General features: G+C 71.0%; 16 protein-coding genes. 12 read left to right on the forward strand and 4 right to left on the reverse strand.

What is annotated here, in order from left to right:
* Positions 1 to 32: 32 nt before the first annotated feature.
* The 3 genes from mutS (at position 33) to BUB97_RS19640 (ending at position 5860) form a co-directional block, all read left to right on the forward strand.
* Positions 33 to 2750, forward strand: coding sequence for a DNA mismatch repair protein MutS (mutS, locus tag BUB97_RS19630; protein WP_073137910.1), 2718 nt, complete (start codon positions 33 to 35; stop codon positions 2748 to 2750).
* Entirely contained in the window at positions 2747 to 5476 is a 2730-nt protein-coding gene (locus tag BUB97_RS19635) for a [protein-PII] uridylyltransferase (RefSeq protein WP_073137911.1), read from the forward strand. Before mutS ends, BUB97_RS19635 begins: the two co-directional genes overlap by 4 nt.
* Positions 5477 to 5545: 69 nt before the next feature.
* On the forward strand, positions 5546 to 5860 hold the full coding sequence (locus BUB97_RS19640) for a hypothetical protein (protein WP_073137913.1): 315 nt from the start codon (positions 5546 to 5548) through the stop codon (positions 5858 to 5860).
* A gap of 311 nt (positions 5861 to 6171) precedes the next feature.
* Here the strand turns inward: BUB97_RS19640 and hrcA are convergent, their stop codons facing one another.
* Positions 6172 to 7266, reverse strand: coding sequence for a heat-inducible transcriptional repressor HrcA (gene hrcA / locus BUB97_RS19645; RefSeq protein WP_086062373.1), 1095 nt, complete (start codon positions 7264 to 7266; stop codon positions 6172 to 6174).
* A 126-nt stretch (positions 7267 to 7392) separates the two neighbouring features.
* Here hrcA and BUB97_RS19650 point away from each other — a divergent pair, with 126 nt between their 5' ends.
* The 8 genes from BUB97_RS19650 to BUB97_RS19685 all read left to right on the forward strand — a co-directional run bounded on the left by BUB97_RS19650 (position 7393) and on the right by BUB97_RS19685 (position 13538).
* Positions 7393 to 7725 (forward strand): ArsR/SmtB family transcription factor, encoded by a 333-nt coding sequence (locus BUB97_RS19650; RefSeq protein ID WP_073137915.1) that lies wholly within the window; start codon positions 7393 to 7395, stop codon positions 7723 to 7725.
* A 14-nt stretch (positions 7726 to 7739) separates the two neighbouring features.
* The gene (arsC, locus tag BUB97_RS19655; RefSeq protein WP_073137917.1) at positions 7740 to 8162 is read left to right on the forward strand and encodes an arsenate reductase (glutaredoxin); all 423 of its coding nucleotides are present in this window, start codon (positions 7740 to 7742) and stop codon (positions 8160 to 8162) included.
* 3 nt (positions 8163 to 8165) lie between these two features.
* On the forward strand, positions 8166 to 9461 hold the full coding sequence (locus BUB97_RS19660) for an arsenic transporter (RefSeq protein WP_073137919.1): 1296 nt from the start codon (positions 8166 to 8168) through the stop codon (positions 9459 to 9461).
* 317 nt (positions 9462 to 9778) lie between these two features.
* On the forward strand, positions 9779 to 10516 hold the full coding sequence (rph, locus tag BUB97_RS19665; RefSeq protein WP_175562688.1) for a ribonuclease PH: 738 nt from the start codon (positions 9779 to 9781) through the stop codon (positions 10514 to 10516).
* Positions 10513 to 11127, forward strand: coding sequence for an RdgB/HAM1 family non-canonical purine NTP pyrophosphatase (gene rdgB / locus BUB97_RS19670; protein ID WP_073137922.1), 615 nt, complete (start codon positions 10513 to 10515; stop codon positions 11125 to 11127). The genes rph and rdgB overlap by 4 nt, the downstream gene beginning before the upstream one ends.
* A gap of 76 nt (positions 11128 to 11203) precedes the next feature.
* Positions 11204 to 12229: a flagellar motor protein MotB gene (locus BUB97_RS19675; RefSeq protein ID WP_073138012.1), complete on the forward strand. Its 1026-nt coding sequence runs from the start codon at positions 11204 to 11206 to the stop codon at positions 12227 to 12229.
* Complete coding sequence (gene motA / locus BUB97_RS19680; RefSeq protein WP_073137925.1) at positions 12226 to 13092, forward strand: flagellar motor stator protein MotA; 867 nt, start codon at positions 12226 to 12228, stop codon at positions 13090 to 13092. The genes BUB97_RS19675 and motA overlap by 4 nt, the downstream gene beginning before the upstream one ends.
* Before the next feature lie 20 nt (positions 13093 to 13112).
* Positions 13113 to 13538, forward strand: a complete 426-nt coding sequence (locus BUB97_RS19685) for a PaaI family thioesterase (RefSeq protein ID WP_073137929.1) — start codon at positions 13113 to 13115, stop codon at positions 13536 to 13538.
* A gap of 26 nt (positions 13539 to 13564) precedes the next feature.
* Here BUB97_RS19685 and BUB97_RS19690 read toward each other — a convergent pair whose 3' ends face one another.
* The 3 genes from BUB97_RS19690 to BUB97_RS19700 all read right to left on the reverse strand — a co-directional run bounded on the left by BUB97_RS19690 (position 13565) and on the right by BUB97_RS19700 (position 15416).
* Entirely contained in the window at positions 13565 to 14332 is a 768-nt protein-coding gene (locus BUB97_RS19690) for an SDR family NAD(P)-dependent oxidoreductase (RefSeq protein WP_073137931.1), read from the reverse strand.
* Positions 14333 to 14664: 332 nt separating this feature from the next.
* Entirely contained in the window at positions 14665 to 14937 is a 273-nt protein-coding gene (locus BUB97_RS19695; RefSeq protein ID WP_073137933.1) for a hypothetical protein, read from the reverse strand.
* The gene (locus tag BUB97_RS19700; RefSeq protein WP_073137935.1) at positions 14934 to 15416 is read right to left on the reverse strand and encodes a peroxiredoxin; all 483 of its coding nucleotides are present in this window, start codon (positions 15414 to 15416) and stop codon (positions 14934 to 14936) included. The genes BUB97_RS19695 and BUB97_RS19700 overlap by 4 nt, the downstream gene beginning before the upstream one ends.
* Before the next feature lie 121 nt (positions 15417 to 15537).
* Here BUB97_RS19700 and BUB97_RS19705 point away from each other — a divergent pair, with 121 nt between their 5' ends.
* A complete protein-coding gene (locus BUB97_RS19705; RefSeq protein WP_277614043.1) occupies positions 15538 to 16221 on the forward strand; it encodes a YqgE/AlgH family protein in 684 nt (227 codons plus the stop codon).
* The last annotated feature ends 64 nt before the right edge of the window (positions 16222 to 16285 follow it).

Here is a 16285-nt window from a genome sequence, read left to right on the forward strand (position 1 = left end):
CCGAACCCGCCGCGCAACCTAGGAGTCCCGCCATGGACGCCGCCCCGCCGACCCCCAGCGCCATCCCGAACGCGTCCGGCGCGACCCCCGCCATGGCCCAGTGGTTCGCCGCCAAGCAGGCCCATCCCGATGCGCTCGTCTTCTTCCGCATGGGCGATTTCTTCGAGATGTTCTTCGCCGATGCCATCACGGCGGGCGAGGCGCTCGGCCTGGCCGTATCCCATCGTGGCGAACATGGGGGCCAGCCCGTGCCGATGGCCGGCGTGCCCGTGCATGCGATGGAGGCCTATCTCGCCCGGCTGATCCGCCGCGGCTTCCGGGTGGCCATCTGCGAGCAGATGGAAACGCCCGAGGCGGCGAAGGCGCGCAAGGCCCCCGCCGTGCGGCGGGAGGTGGTGCGAATCGTCACCCCCGCCACCGTGACGGAGGAGTCGCTGCTGGAGGGCGCGCGTCCCTCCTGGCTCCTGGCCCTGGCGCCCGAGGGGGCGGCACGGGTGGGTGCCGCCTGGCTCGACGTCTCCACCGGCCATGTCTGCACGGAAAGCCTGCCCACGGAGGAGCTCGGCGCCCTGCTTGCCCGGCTGGACCCGGCCGAGGTGGTGGCGCCCGAGGCCCTGGCGGCCGGCGATGCCCTCACGCCGCTCGGCGGGATGGTGCGCGAGGCCACGCCGCCCCGGGATGGCGCGCGGCTGGCCGCCGAGGCCTGGGGCGTGGCGAGCCTGGCCGCCTTCGGCGCCTTCACCGATGGCGAGACCAACGCCCTGGCCATGGCGCTGGATTATGTACGCGGCGCCTCCGGCGGCACCCTCCCCCGCCTGGCCCCGCCCGAGGCGCGGGGCGGCGAGGGCACGCTGCGCATGGATGCCGCCACGCGCCGGAGCCTCGAGATCCTGAAGGCCGAGCGGGGTGGCAAGGACTGCCTTCTTGGTGCGGTGGACCGGACCCTGACCGCGGCCGGCGCCCGCGAGCTGGCCGCGCGCCTCGCCGCCCCGCTGGCCGAGGGCGCCCCCATCGCCGCGCGGCATGATGCCGTATCCTTCCTCCTGGCCGCCGATTCGGTGCGCGCCGCCCTGCGCGACGCGCTGAAGGGCGCCCCCGACATGGCGCGTGCCCTCGGCCGCCTCTCGGTGGAACGCTTCTTCCCGCGCGACCTCGCCTCGCTGCGCGACGGACTCGCCCGGGCCGAGGCGATGCAGGCCGCCTTCGGCGATGCCGCCGGCGTGCCTCCCATCCCGCCCCTGCTGGTGCAGGCCGGCGAGGCGCTGGTGCCGGCGAACTCCCCCCGCGGCGAGCTGGCCCGCGCCCTGGCCGAGGACCTGCCCGCCCGGCTGGAGGATGGCGGGGTGATCGGCCCGGGGTACGATGGGGAGCTGGATGCGCTGCGGCGCCTGCGGGACGATGCGCGCGGCGCCATCCTCGCCCTGCAGCTGGACCTGGCCCAGGCCTGGGGCGTCGCCAGCCTCAAGATCCGCCACCACCAGCAGCTCGGCTTCCTGGCCGAGGTGCCGGCGGCGGCGGGCGAGGCCCTGCTGCGCCAGAAGCCCGCACCCGGCCCCATGGCGCCGGTGCACCGCCAGTCCATGGCCAATGCCCACCGCTTCACCTGCGGGGCGCTCACCGATCTGGACCGCAAGCTCTCCCAAGCGCGGGACGAGGCGGCGCGGCGGGAGGCGCTGGTGGTGCGGCATCTCCGCAAGCTCTGCCTGGACGCCGCCCCCGGCATCGCCGCCGCCGCCCGGGCCGTGGCGGAGATCGACGTCCATGCCGCCTCGGCGGAGCTGGCGGCAGGCGGGGGCTGGTGCCGGCCGGAGATGCCGGACCGCCCGGATTTCTGCGTCACGCAAGGCCGGCACCCCGTGGTGGAGGCCGCGCTGCGCCGGAACCGGGGCCCCGCCTTCGTGCCCAACGACGCGGATCTCTCCCCCGGCCGCCGCCTCTGCCTCCTCACCGGGCCGAACATGGCGGGCAAGTCCACCTATCTCCGCCAGAATGCCCTGATGGTCGTCCTGGCCCAGGCCGGGCTCTACATCCCCGCCGAAGCCGCCCGGATCGGGCTGGTGGACCGGCTCTTCTCCCGCGTCGGCACGGCAGACGACATCGCCGGCGGCCGCTCCACCTTCATGGTGGAGATGAGCGAGACGGCGGCGGTGCTGAACCAGGCCGGGCCCCGCAGCTTCGTGGTGCTGGACGAGGTGGGGCGCGGCACCGCCACCTGGGACGGGCTCGCCATCGCCTGGGCGGTGCTGGAGGCGCTGCATGACCGCCTCCGCTCCCGCACCCTTTTCGCGACCCATTTCCACGAGCTGACGGCGCTGGCCGGCAAGCTGCCGGAACTCGCCCCCGCCGCCATGAAGGTGCGGGAGCACCGGGGGCAGGTGGTGTTCCAGCACCTGGTCGGCCCCGGCGCCTCGGAACGCTCCTGGGGCCTGCATGTCGCGCGCCTCGCGGGCGTCCCGCGGGAGGTGGTGGCGCGGGCGGAGGTGGTGCTGGCCTCGCTGGAGGAGCGGGCACGGGGGCTGGACCCGCTTTCGGGCGAACTGCCCCTCTTCGCCGCGCCGGGCGCGCACAAGCCCGCCCAGGGGCAACCGCAGGGGGAGCCGGACCCGCTCCGAACCGCCCTGGAGGCGCTGGACCCTGATGCGATGGCGCCACGCGAGGCGCTTGAAGCTCTCTACCGGCTGAAATCCATGCTCTCAGGCGGCGAGACGGCTGTTGCGCCGCAGCGTGACTCCTTATCTTCCGTCGGATGAACACCGCTGGCCTCGGCGCCGCCGAAGCCCCCGTCGAGCCGCAGCCGGGGCTGGAGGGGCTAAATTCGACCCCTCCGCCCTCCCGCGACGCGGCGCTGGGACTGCTGCGCCGCCATCTCAGCCGCATCCAGGGCGGCATGCAGGAGAGGTTCGAGCGGGAGAGCCTGCCCGGGCTGGTCGCCGCCCGTGCCCTGGCCGCGGAGATGGACGGGCTGATCGCCGCCATCCTGCGCTATAGCCTGGCGGCCACCGCCGGCCCCGGCCGCCCGGCCGGCTTCGCCCTGGCGGCCACCGGGGGCTATGGGCGCGGCACCCTCGCCCCGTATTCCGATATCGACCTGCTCTTCGTCTCCGATACGCCGCTGGATGCGGTGGGGCGCCGGACGGTGGAGTTCATGCTCTACCTGCTCTGGGACCTCGGGGTGAAGGTCGGGCACGCCACCCGCTCGATCGCCGAGTGCATCGAGGACGCGAAGTCCGACACCACCGTCCAGACCGCGCTGCTGGATGCGCGCTTCCTCGAGGGTGACGCGACCGCCTATGCGCGCTTCGAGGAGGCCTATACGGCCGCCCGGCAGGAATGGGGCCTGGGCCAGTTCCTTCACGCCAAGCAGATCGAGCGCGGCCTGCGCCACGCCCGCTACGGCGACAGCCCCTATCTGGTGGAACCGCATATCAAGGAGGGACGCGGCGGGCTGCGGGACCTCCAGACCATGTACTGGCTGACCCGCTACGCCTTCGGGGTGGAGAAGATGTGGCAGCTGGTGGGGCCCGACAGCCCCGGCGGCGGCCTGCTCACCGCCCAGGAGGCCCGCGCCTTCCGCCGGGCTTGGTCCTTTCTCTGGACCGTCCGCTTCCACCTCCACTACGTCACCGGCCGGGCCGAGGAGCGCCTGACCTTCGACCTGCAGCCCGTGGTGGGCGCCCGCATGGGCTACACGCGCCACGGCAAGCAGGACGGGGTGGAACGCTTCATGAAGCACCTCTTCCTCACCGCGCGTGAGGTGGTGCGCCTCAAGCGCCTGCTGGAACCGGCGATCGAGCGCGCGGCGCTGGGCATGCCCGCCCTGCAACCCGCGCCGGACGAGATGATGCGCAAGGCCGGGCTGACGCTCGCCGACGGCAAGCTGCTCTTCGCGCCGGACCACGACATCGCGGCCGATCCGGCGGTCATGCTGCGGATCATGCGCGTGGCGCGGGACCGGGGGCTGGAACTCCATCCGCTCGGCCTGCGCGCCCTGATCCGCAATGCCCGCTACGCCACCCGCCTGCGCGGCCAGGCCGCGGCGAACGTGCTGTTCCTGGATATCCTCGCCGGCAAGCAGAGCGCCCACTGGCTGCGCGCGCTGAACGAGGCGGGCGTGCTGTCCAGCCTCATCCCGGAATGGGCGCGGATCGTCGGGCTGATGCAGTTCGACACCTACCATGTCTTCACGGTGGAGGAGCACACCATCGAGGCGGTAGGCGTGCTCAACGCGCTGGAGCGCGGGGAGCTGGATTCCATCGCCCCCGTGGCCTCCGAACTCGTGGGCCAGCTGCAGTCCCGCCGCGCCCTCTACGCCGCCGTGCTGCTGCACGACATCGCCAAGGGCCGGGGCGGCGACCATTCCGAGCTTGGCGCCGGAATCGCCCAGGACCTCTGCCCCCGCCTCGGCCTTTCCCCCGAGGAGACCGAGACGGTCTCCTGGCTCGTGCTGAACCACCTCCTGGTCAGCCAGACCGCCTTCAAGCGCGACATCGACGACCCCAAGACCATCCTCGACCTCGCCGAGGTGGTGCAGTCGCCCGAACGGCTGCGCCTGCTGCTGGTGCTGACGGTGTGCGACATGCGCGCGGTAGGGCCGAAGGTGTGGAACGGCTGGAAGGCCACCCTGCTGCGCGAGATCTACTGGCGCGTGGCGGAAGTCCTGGCCGGCGGCCTCTCCGTGCCCGAGCGCGACGTGCGCGTGGCCCGCGCGCGGGAAGCGGCCTCGGCGGCGCTGGAAGGGCGGCCCCAGGCGGAGGTCGAGCACTTCCTCGGCCTCGGCTATCCCGGCTACTGGCTCTCCTTCGATCCCGAGACCCATGCGCGCCACGCCTCGATGATCCGTGAGGCCGAGGCGACCGGCGCGCCGCTCACCGTCCGCACCGAGGTGTTGGAGGACCGGGCGGTAACGGAGGTGACGGTCTACACCGCCGACCATCCCGGCCTGTTCAGCCAGATTGCCGGCGCCCTGGCCGTGGCCGGCGCCAGCATCGTCGATGCCCGCATCCACACCATGACCAACGGCATGGCGCTGGACACCTTCTGGGTGCAGGATGCGGCCGGAGGCGCGCTCGACGCGCCGCACCGGCTCGCCCGCCTCTCCGTGATGGTGGAGCAGGCGCTTTCCGGCCGGATGCGGATCACCGACGAGATCAGCAAGGTGAAGCGCGAGCCCGCGCGGCTGCGCGCCGTGACGGTGCCGCCCCGCGTCGTGATCGACAACCATGCGAGCAACACCCACACCGTGATCGAGGTGAATGCGCGCGACCGCCCCGGCCTCCTGCATGACGTGACGGCCGCCATCTCCGCCCAGGGCGTCCAGATCGCCTCGGCCCATGTCACCACCTATGGCGTGCGGGCCGTGGACGTCTTCTATGTGAAGGACCTGTTCGGCCTGAAGGTGGAGAACGAGCGCAAACTGGACGGGCTCCGCAACGCCGTCCTCGCCGCGCTCACCACCGAGGCCAAGCCGGCCGCCTGAGAGTCGCGGGGGGGGAACAACCCCTCCCCGCCACCTGCGTTCCCCCCGCAAGACACGGAGGGCCGGAACATGGCTGATGACGGCAAGAACGCGACGCCCAAGACGGGCGAGAGCAAGGTTCCCGGGGACCTGGAGAACTGGGGCACGCAAACGAAGAACGCGCGCCCCTCCAGCGTCGGCCAGCACGACCCGCTGCGGGACCCGGGCGGGGATGATTCCGGCCCCGGTCTGGACCCCGAGCAGTACAAGAACCCCGACCACGCCGACGAAGCCTCCCACGGCCCCGCCGGCCACCACGCCACCGTGCCGGTGAAGGAGGCCACGTCCATCAAGCCGGGCGCGAAGCGCGACGCGCCGCCGCTCCGGAGCACGGCGGAGGAGTGATTCCGTCCTCCCGGTGGGTCTGACGGGCTTGGAGGAGGGCGCCCTCCACCCGCCAAGGGCCTGAGGCCCTTGGAACCCCGTCTGACTGCCGTGGATACCCCGGATCAGTGGGGTCTCTGGTTTCCGGTGCCGATCCTGCCTTTGCAGTCGCCTCGGGTCATGGACCCGAGGCGCACCGTCAGCCCCGCAATTCAAAACTCATAGAAAAAGATGATGGGTCGAAGGCACTGCCTTCGACGGGTCCGGGGAGAGGAAGAATTCCTTCTTCCTCTCCCCGGGACAGACCGTCAGCCCAGAAAGAAGCGCGGGTGCTACCCCAGCATGCGCCCGATTACCTGGGCCGTGTAATCCACCACCGGGATCACCCGCCCGTAGTTGATGCGCGTCGGCCCGATCACGCCGATGGCGCCGACGATCTTTTCCTGCCCGTTGCGGAAGGGCGCCACCACCATCGAGAGTCCGGCGGTGTCGAACACGCCGCTTTCGGCGCCGATGAAGATTTGCACGCCCTGCCCGCGCTGTGCGAGTTCCAGCAGGCGCAGCATCGTCTCCTGCGCCTCCAGCCGGTCGAAGAGCGACTGGATTTCGGCCACGCGGGCCGCCTGGTCCAGGTTCTGCAGCAGGCGGGACTGGCCGCGCAGGATCAGCGAGCCGCCGCCCCCGCCCGCCCAGGTCGCCAGGCCGGATTGAACGACCTGGTTGGTCAGCGCGTCCAGCGCCGTCCGGTTAGCGGAGATCTCGGCCTCCACCAGGTGGCGCGTATCCTCCAGCGTGCGGCCGTTGAGGCGGGCGTTCAGGTAATTGCCAGCCTGGGCGAGGGCGCCGGCGGGAAGCCCTGCCGGAACCTCGATGATGCGGTTCTCGACCTGCCCGCGATCCCCGACCAGCACCACGAGCGCACGGCCCGGGCCCAGGGCCACGAACTCGATATGCCGGAGATTGGATTCGGCATTGGGCGCGACGACCAGGCCCGCGGCGCCCGCCAGCCCGGACAGCATCTGCCCGGCCTCGGCCAGCGTGTCCTGCATGGAACGGCCCGAGGCGGCGCAGCGGATGGCGATGGCTTCGCGCTCATCCTCCGTGAGGTCGCCAAATTCGAGCAGCCCGTCGACGAAGAGCCGGAGGCCGCGCTCGGTCGGCAGGCGGCCGGCGGAGGTGTGGGGCGCATAGAGCAGCCCCGCTTCCTCCAGATCCGCCATGGCGTTGCGGATGGTGGCGGGGGAAAGGGCGGTGGGCAGGCGGCGGGACAGGGTGCGGCTGCCGACGGGCTCCCCGGTCTCGACATAGAGTTCCACCACCTGCCGCAGGATGGACGCGCTGCGGCTGTCGAGGCCTGGCAGCGGGCTTCTCGCCTGGCTGGCCTTGGGGGGAACGATGCCGGGTCGCTGGTTGGGCTGGGCGCCCATTCGGTGCCTGCTCTCCGTGGGTCAGGTGGACCTTAGAAGCTAGGGAGCGGCACCCCCAGCGTCAACGCATGGCGGCCGACTGAGATAGGGCTGGACAGCACCAAATCAATCGATAATTCTGGATGTATGGATACAACAGAGGCGGTCGCCGCGCTCGGGGCGCTGGCGCAGTCCACACGGCTCGAAGCCTTCCGCCTGCTGGTGGCGGCGGAGCCCGGCGGGCTTCCGGCGGGAGAGATCGCCGAGCGCCTGGGGGTGCCGCAGAACACCATGTCCGCCCATCTGGCCGTGCTCTCCCGCGCCGGGCTGGTGCAGGCCGAACGGCAGGGCCGGTCGGTCATCTACCGCGCCGGGCTGGATGGGCTGCGCGACCTCACCCTGTTCCTTTTGAAGGATTGCTGCGGCAGCCGGGCGGAGCTCTGCGCGCCCGTGATCGAAGCCCTGAAGCCCTGCTGCTGACCGAGGAGACGGCCATGGACATCGTCATCTACCACAACCCGGATTGCGGGACCTCGCGCAACACCCTCGCGCTGATCCGCCATGCCGGGATCGAGCCGCATGTCGTCGAATACCGGAAGACGCCGCCCTCCCGTGCGCTGCTGGTGCAGCTCTTGGCGCGGGCCGGGCTCACGCCCCGCGCCCTGCTGCGGGAGAAGGGCACGCCCTATGCCGAGCTGGGGCTGGGCGATCCCTCCCTGACGGATGATCAGCTGATCGATGCGATGATGGCGCATCCCATCCTGATCAACCGTCCGCTGGTGGTCTCGCCCCTCGGGGTCCGGCTCTGCAGGCCGTCCGAGGCCGTGCTGGACATCCTGCCGGAAGCGCCACGTGGCGCCTTCGCCAAGGAGGATGGCGAGCCGGTGCTGGACGCCCAGGGCCAGCGGGTGCGCTGAAGGATGCTTGCCCTCGCCATCTTCGCCGCCACCCTGGTGCTCGTCATCTGGCAGCCCCGCGGGCTGGGAATCGGCTGGAGCGCCATGGCCGGCGCCGCACTCGCGCTGGTGACGGGCGTCATCGGCTGGGCGGACGTGCCGGTGGTCTGGGGCATCGTCTGGGATGCGACCTTCACCTTCGTCGCGCTGATCGTCATCTCGCTGCTGCTGGACGAAGCCGGCTTCTTCCAATGGGCGGCGCTGCATGTCGCGCGCTGGGGCGGCGGCAACGGGCGGCGCCTGTTTCCGCTGGTGGTGCTGCTGGGCGCGGTCATCGCCGCCTTCTTCGCCAATGACGGCGCCGCGCTGCTGCTGACGCCGATCGTCGTCGCCATCCTGCTCCGGCTGGATTTCCCGCCGGCGGCCACCCTGGCCTTCGTGGTGGCGACCGGCTTCGTGGCGGACACGACCAGCCTCCCGCTGGTGATCTCCAACCTCGTGAACATCGTCTCCGCCAACCTCTTCGGCATCACCTTCAACCGCTATGCGGCGGTGATGGTGCCGGTGAACCTCGTCTCGCTGGCCGCAACCCTGCTGGTGCTCTGGGCCTTCTACGGCCGTGCACTGCCGGCGCGTTATCCGCTGGCCCGGCTGGAGGACCCGGCGGGAGCGATCCGCGACCCGCTGGTGTTCCGCGCGGCCTTTCCCGCACTGGGGCTGCTGCTGGCCGCCTATTTCGTGCTCGCGCCTCTGGGCGTTCCGGTGGCGGCGGTCACCGGGGGCGGCGCGCTCGTGCTGCTCGCCCTCGCCCGGCGGGGCGGGGTGGTGCCCGTGGGGCGCATCCTGCGGGAGGCACCCTGGCAGATCGTGGTGTTCAGCCTGGGCATGTATCTCGTTGTCTACGGGCTGCGGAATGCGGGGCTGACGGCCTTCCTGGCCGGGGGGCTCGCTTGGCTCGCGGGGCACGGCCCCTGGGCCGCGACCATCGGCACGGGCGTCGGGGCCGCGCTGCTCTCCTCGGTGATGAACAACATGCCGGGGGTGCTGGTGGGGGCCCTCTCGATTGAGCAAGCCCAGGGCATTCCGGCGGCGACGCGGGAGCTGATGGTCTATGCCAATGTGATCGGCTGCGACCTCGGGCCCAAATTCACCCCGATCGGCAGCCTGGCGACGCTGCTCTGGCTGCATGTGCTGTCGCGCAAGGGGATCACCATCACCTGGGGCCAGTACATGCGGGTGGGGCTAGCCATCACCCCGCCGGTGCTGCTGGCGGCGCTGGCCGCGCTGGTGCTGTGGCTCCCGCGCCTCGGCACCCCTTAAACAAGGGCTTGGCGCCCATTCCGTTCAACAGATCGCAAGTTTGTGCTGCCACAATCCGTCACAGCCGGGACATTCTTCGGTCTCAGGCAGAGGTGCCCAATAGGGGCCTGGATGCCGGAGGGCGCCATGGGCGACGCGAGGGACAGGAGCGGCAACGAGCGATCCGGAGGCGGCCGTGGGCTGCCCTCCGTCGGGGCCTGGGCGACCATGCTCACCCTCTGGCTGCCGCCGGGCGACCTCGGCGCGGCCGAGGCGGCGTTGACAGGGGGGGCCCCGGGCGTGTTCCTCCCGCCTCCCTGCCAGGAGAGGCCCGCCGAATGTCCGACATCCCCGCCTGGGCTCGCCCGTCCGGCCGCCCCGCCGACCAGCTCCGCGAGCTGAAGCTCGAGCCGGGCTTCGCCCGCCATGCGGAGGGGTCCTGCCTCATCCGCATGGGCGTGACCGAGGTGCTCTGCACGGCAAGCGTCGAGGGCCGGGTGCCGCCCTTCCTCAGGGGCAAGGGCCAGGGCTGGGTGACGGCGGAATACGGCATGCTGCCACGCGCGACCCATACGCGCGGGGACCGTGAGGCGGCGCGCGGCAAGCAGTCCGGCCGCACCCAGGAAATCCAGCGCCTGATCGGCCGCAGCCTGCGGGCCGTGACCGACCTGAAGGCGATGGGCGAACTGTCGGTGGTGCTGGACTGCGACGTGCTGACGGCCGATGGCGGCACGCGCTGCGCCGCCATCACCGGCGCCTGGGTGGCACTGCACCTGGCCTTCCAGCACTGCATCCGCTCCAACATCATGTCCGCCAACCCGCTGCGGGACCAGGTGGCGGCCATCTCCTGCGGCATCCATCAGGGCACCCCGGTGCTCGACCTCGACTATGCCGAGGACAGCAGCGCGCATACGGACGGCAACTTCGTCATGACCGGCTCCGGCGGGATCGTGGAGATCCAGGCGACCGCGGAGGGCGCGCCCTTCTCCGAGGCCGAGTTGACGGGCCTGCTCGGCCTCGCCCGCAAGGGCACGGCGGAGCTGTTCGCGGCCCAGCGCGCAGCGGTGGGCGCGTGACGCATCGTCCGCTCACGGAGGAGCGCCTCTGCCTCGCCACCCATAATGCGGGCAAGGCGCGGGAGGTGGCGGCGCTGCTGGCGGAGCACGGGATCGAGGTGGTGACGGCCGGGGAGCTGGGGCTTCCCGTGCCGGAGGAGACCGAGACGAGCTTCATCGGCAATGCCACGCTGAAGGCGAAGGCGGCCGCGGGGGCCAGCGGAATGGTGTCGCTAGCCGATGATTCCGGCTTCTCCGTCGCGGCGCTCGACGGCGCCCCGGGTGTCTACACCGCCGATTGGGCGGAACAGCCTGATGGAAGCCGGGACTATGCCGCGGCCATGGCGAAGGTGGAGCGGCTGGCCCGCCATTCGCCGGACCGCAAGGCCTGGTTCTCCTGCGCCCTCGTCCTCGCCTGGCCCGACGGCCATGTGGAGGCCTTCCTCGGCGAGGCGCCGGGCGAATGGGTCTGGCCGCCGCGGGGCGCGCAGGGCTTCGGCTACGACCCCATCTTCGTGCCGGCTGGCGAGAGCCGGACCTTCGCCGAGATGGATCCGGCGCGGAAGCACGCGATCAGCCATCGCGCGGCCGCCTTCCGCCAGCTCAAGGCCGCCTGCCTCCCGCACGGGTGAACGGGCGGCGCGGGGCCGATCAACCCGGGCTTAACGTCATGGAGTCACCTTGCGCCCGGGCATCGGGTGCTGGGCCGTGGCAAAACGCAAGGGCGAAGGCGTCACCATCGTCATCAAGAAGGAGGAGGGCGGCGAGGGCGGCCACCATGGTGGTGCCTGGAAGGTCGCTTATGCCGACTTCGTCACGGCAATGATGGCCTTCTTCCTCCTGATGTGGCTGCTGAACGCCACGACGGAGGAGCAGCGGCGGGGCCTGGCCGACTATTTCAACCCGACCAATGTGATGGGCCAGCGGCCCAGCGGCTCTGGCCAGCCCTTCGGTGGGCGCACGCCGAACGAATCGGGCCAGATGTCCTCCAACGCTTCCTCCGTGCGGGTGGAGACCGGACCGCGCCCCGTCGTCTTCGACCTGGAGGAGGATGACAGCGACAGCCCGGCCACGCCCGTGGAGCGGCGCGAGGGCCCGAAGGGCGATGACGAGACGGCCACCCCGGCCCGGATCATGGCCGCGCAGGCGGAAGCCGGAAGCGGGCGTGGCGAGGGCGGCACCCAGGCGGACCTCGCCCAGGCCTCCGCCGAGGCGCTGCGCGAGGAGTTGGAGCGCCGGGAGCGCGAGGTGATGGACCGGCTGGCGGAGCAGATCCGCAGCGCGGTGCAGGACGACCCCGCCCTCGCCGAGCTGGCACGGCAGATCCGCGTGGAGCAGGTGCCGGAGGGGCTTCGGATCCAGCTGCTGGACGGGGAACGAACCCCGATGTTCGCCCTGGGCGGCAGCGCGCCCTCGGAAAAGGTGCGGGCGCTGCTGGGCAAGGTGGCGGCGGTGATCAACCGCGTCTCCTACGAGGTGGCCATCACCGGGCATACGGATGCGACGCCCTTCCGGCCCGGCGCGCGGTCCAACTGGGATCTCTCGGCCGAGCGCGCCAACGCCACGCGGCGGCTGCTGACCGAAGGCGGCGTGGCGGAAGCCCGCATCCGCAGCGTCACCGGCCTGGCCGAGCGCGAGCCGCTGATCCCAGAGGACCCGCAGAACGCGGCGAACCGGCGCGTCTCGGTGCTGCTGCTGCGCGAAACTCCCCCGGCGAGGAATGCCGCCCCGTGACGACGATCATCGGCTTCGTCTTCCTGCTCGTCACCGTCTTCGGCGGTTACACCATCGCGGGTGGAAAATTCGGCATCATCCTGCACTCGCTACCCTATGAGGCACTGATGATCGGCGGCGCGGCGATCGGCGCCTTCATCATGTCCAACTCGATGCATGACGTGAAACACACGCTCGGCGGCTTCGGGAAGGTTCTCAAGGGCGCGCGCTTCCACAAGTCCGACTACGTCGAGATGCTCTCGCTGCTCTACTGGTTCGTGCGGCTGGTGCAGACCAAGGGGGCCATGGCGCTGGAGGCGCATATTGAAAAGCCGGAGGAGAGCCCGGCCTTCAACAAGTTCCCCAAGATCAAGGCGAACCACCACGCGGTCGCAATCATCTGCGACTATCTCCGGATGGTCGGGATGAATGCCGACGACCCGCACCAGATCGAGGATGTGATGGCGCGGGAGCTGAAGAAGATCCGGGAGGAGGAGATGCATTCCTCCCACGCCATCCAGAACATCGCGGATGCGCTGCCGGCGCTCGGAATTGTTGCCGCCGTGCTGGGCGTCATCAAGACCATGGCCGCCATCGACCAGCCGCCGACCGTGCTGGGCGGCATGATCGGCGGCGCGCTGGTGGGCACCTTCCTCGGCGTGCTGCTCGCCTATGGGCTGATGGGCCCGATCGCCGCACGGCTGAAGGGCGTGGTGGAGGAGGAGTGCAAGTATTTCGAGGTGATCCGCGCCGTGCTGGTCGCGCATCTGCACGGCAACGCGCCCCAGGTCTCGGTCGAGACCGGGCGCAAGATGGCCCCCTCCGCCTATATGCCCACCTTCCAGGAGCTAGAGGCGGCGCTGCAGGATTTGCAGATCGCCTGATCTGGCGCTACGGGCGGGGGATGGACGACACCGCCCCCTTCCACGACCTGCTTGGCATCACCGTCGATGAATGGCGCGACGGCTTCGCGCGGCTGGCCGTGGTGGTGGAGCGCAAGCACTTCAACCGCAGCGGGATCCTGCATGGGGGCGTGCTGCTCTCCCTCATCGACCAGGCCGGGGCTTATGCCGGGCTGTTCTGCACCGTTCCCGGGAATGTGCGACGGGCGGTGACGCTGGACCTGAACACCCGCTTCACCGGCCAGGTGACCGAGGGGCGCATCCTGGCCGAGGGCCGGGTGGTCACGGCGGGGCGGAACATCTTCTTCACCAGCACCGAGGTGCGCGGGCCGGATGGCGGCATCGTCGCCTATGGCTCCGGCACCCATCGCTGGCGGAACGGCAGCCAGCTGCCCGAGGGCGTGCCGGCGGATTCGCCGCTGCGCTGAGCCGCCGCCTCCGGAGGTGCCGCCCCTTACGCGCCGCCCCAGTTCATCGTCAGCCCGCCATCCATCACCACGGTCTGGCCGGTGATGTATTCGGCATCGGGGCTGGCGAGGAAGAGCGCGAGCCTGGCGATCTCCTCCGGCTGGCCGGCGCGGTGCCAGGGGATTTCCTTGAAGGAGGCCTCGCGCTTCACCGGGTCGTCCAGCCGCTCCTGGGTCATGGGCGTCTGGATCAGGCCCGGGGCGATGCCGACCACGTTGATCTTCTTCGGCGCCAGCTCCACCGAGAGGCTGCGGACGAGGGACCCCAGCCCGGCCTTGGACATGCCATAGGGCGCGCTCTCATCCGTCGGCAGGTGCTGGGCGACGGAGGTGATGTTGATGATCTTGCTGCCCGCCGGCGGGTTGCCGCGCAGGAAGGCCCGGCAGCACCAGAGGGGGCCGAGGAGGTTGGTGCGGATCACCACCTCCGCATCCTCATCGGCCAACTCGGCCACGGGCTTCTTGCCGCCCATGCCCTTGCCGGCATTGTTCACCAGGATGTCCAGCCCGCCGAGCGTGGCGCGCGCGGTCTCGAAGGCGGTTTCCACCGCGCCGGAATCCATCACGTCCAGCTGGGTGACGAAGGCACGGCGGCCAGCGGCTTCGATGCGCCGCGCCGTCTCGGCCGCGCCCGCCTGGTCCGTATGGAAGGTGACGGCGAGATCGGCGCCGGCCCGCGCGAAGGCGACCGCGATGGCCTGGCCGATGCCGGAATCCGCCCCCGTGACGAAGGCACGCTTGCCCTGAAGGATCATCCGACCGCCTCTCCTGCCCAGAGCGGGTGAAGCGCCGGCGCGGGGGGAGAGGTTTCTCATCCCGTCCCGGGGAGGGCTCCGCCCTCCACCCGCGAAGGGCCTGAGGCCCTTGGAACCCCGTCTGACTGCCGTGGATGCCCCGGATTGAAGGGGTCTCTGGTGAAGGGCCTGATTCTACCTTTGCAGTCGCCTCGGGTGATCGACCCGAGGCGCACCGTCAGCCCAGTTATTCCAAACTCGAAGAAGAAGATGATGGTGAGGGGTCCGGGGAGAGGAAGAACTCCTTCTTCCTCTCCCGGGACAAACCGACAGATCAGACCGGGATCGCCGTATCAGCTCCTGCGGCGCAGGCTCCGCAGATTGGCCGAAACCCGGCGATGCGCGGGGCGGGCGGCGGCGGCCATCACCGCGGCGGGGTTTTCGCCCCGCATCGCGGCCGCCCCGGCCGCCATCCAGCCATCGGCGAAGGCCTTCTGCTTCTCCATCGCCATGCGGGCCAGCTCCGCCCCCGCGCCATCCGGGCGGGCCATCAGGTCGAGGCTCCGGAGGGTGAAGACCCAGCCGGCCTGCCAGGCGAGGAGACCCCAGCGCGCGGGGTCGGTCACAGCTTCGCCAGCACGGCCTCGGCGCTGCTGACCTCGAAGGCGCCGGGCTGCTCGACGCCAACATAGGTGACCTTGCCGTCCTTCGCGACGAGGGCGAAGCGCTGGGAGCGGACGCCCATCCCGCGGGCCGTCAGGTCCATCTCCAGGCCGAGCGCCTTGATGAAATTGGCCGAGCCGTCGGCCAGCATCGCCACCTCGTCGGTCACGCCCTGGTCCTTGCCCCAGGCGGCCATCACGAAGGCGTCGTTCACCGCCACGCAGGCCACGGTGTCCACGCCCTTGGCCTTCAGCGCCGCGGCCTGCTGGACGAAGCCGGGCAGGTGGCGGGCGGAGCAGGTGGGGGTGAAGGCGCCCGGAACGCCGAACAGCACGGCCGTGCCGGTGCCGAGAAGGGCGGCGGTGTCCACCTCCTTCGGGCCCTCGGGGGTCGCCTGCATGATCTTCACGGAGGGGATGGCATCGCCGGTCTGGATGGGCATGGGGGTCCTCGGGTTGCGGGCGCAGTTTCGGCGCCCCTTCCGGCCCGCTGTCAACACGCGGTGTCGCGAAGCTTGCCACAAGCGGGTTGCAGCCCCCCTCCCCTGCCGCCATCTTCGGAGCATGACCCGGCGCCCAAAGGACAAGGCTCCCCCGCCCCCGATCGAGGATGAGGACGAGATCGAGGAGATGGAGGAGCAGTCTCCCCCGATCCAGCTCTCGCGCGTGTCCAAGCCCGGCCCGGCCGAGGAAGGCTGGCTCGGCGGCCAGATTCTGATCGCCATGCCCAGCATGGAGGACCCGCGCTTCGCCCGGAGCGTGATCTGCCTCTGTGCCCATTCCCCGGAGGGGGCGATGGGCATCGTGCTGAACCGCGCGATCGAGAACCTCACCTTCGACGAGCTTCTGAAGCAGCTGGACGTCACCCCCGTCCCGCCGCAGCGGCGCATCCGCTTGCATGCCGGCGGGCCGGTGGAGGGTGGGCGCGGCTTCGTGCTGCATACGCAGGACTGGTCCAGCGAGGGCAGCCTGACCATCGAGGGCGGCTTCGCCCTGACCGCCAGCGTGGACATCCTCAAGGCCATCGCCTCGGGCGAAGGGCCGCGCCAGGGGCTGCTCGCCCTGGGCTATGCGGGCTGGGGCCCGGGCCAGCTGGAGAGCGAGATCCAGCACAATGCCTGGCTCAGCGTTTCACCCGACGAGGCCATCCTCTTCGCCGAGGAGGACCAGGACGCGAAGTGGCGCCGGGCCCTGGCGAAGCTGAAGGTGGACCCGCTGCTTCTGGTGGATACGGCCGGGCGCGCCTAAAGGGGCGAGCCGAGGGTTGACAGGGGGGGGCCGGCTGCCCCTCTTGCCGCCCCGAACGAGACCA

Origin of the sequence: Muricoccus roseus (assembly GCF_900141905.1) — a bacterium.
Lineage (GTDB): Bacteria > Pseudomonadota > Alphaproteobacteria > Acetobacterales > Acetobacteraceae > Roseomonas > Roseomonas rosea.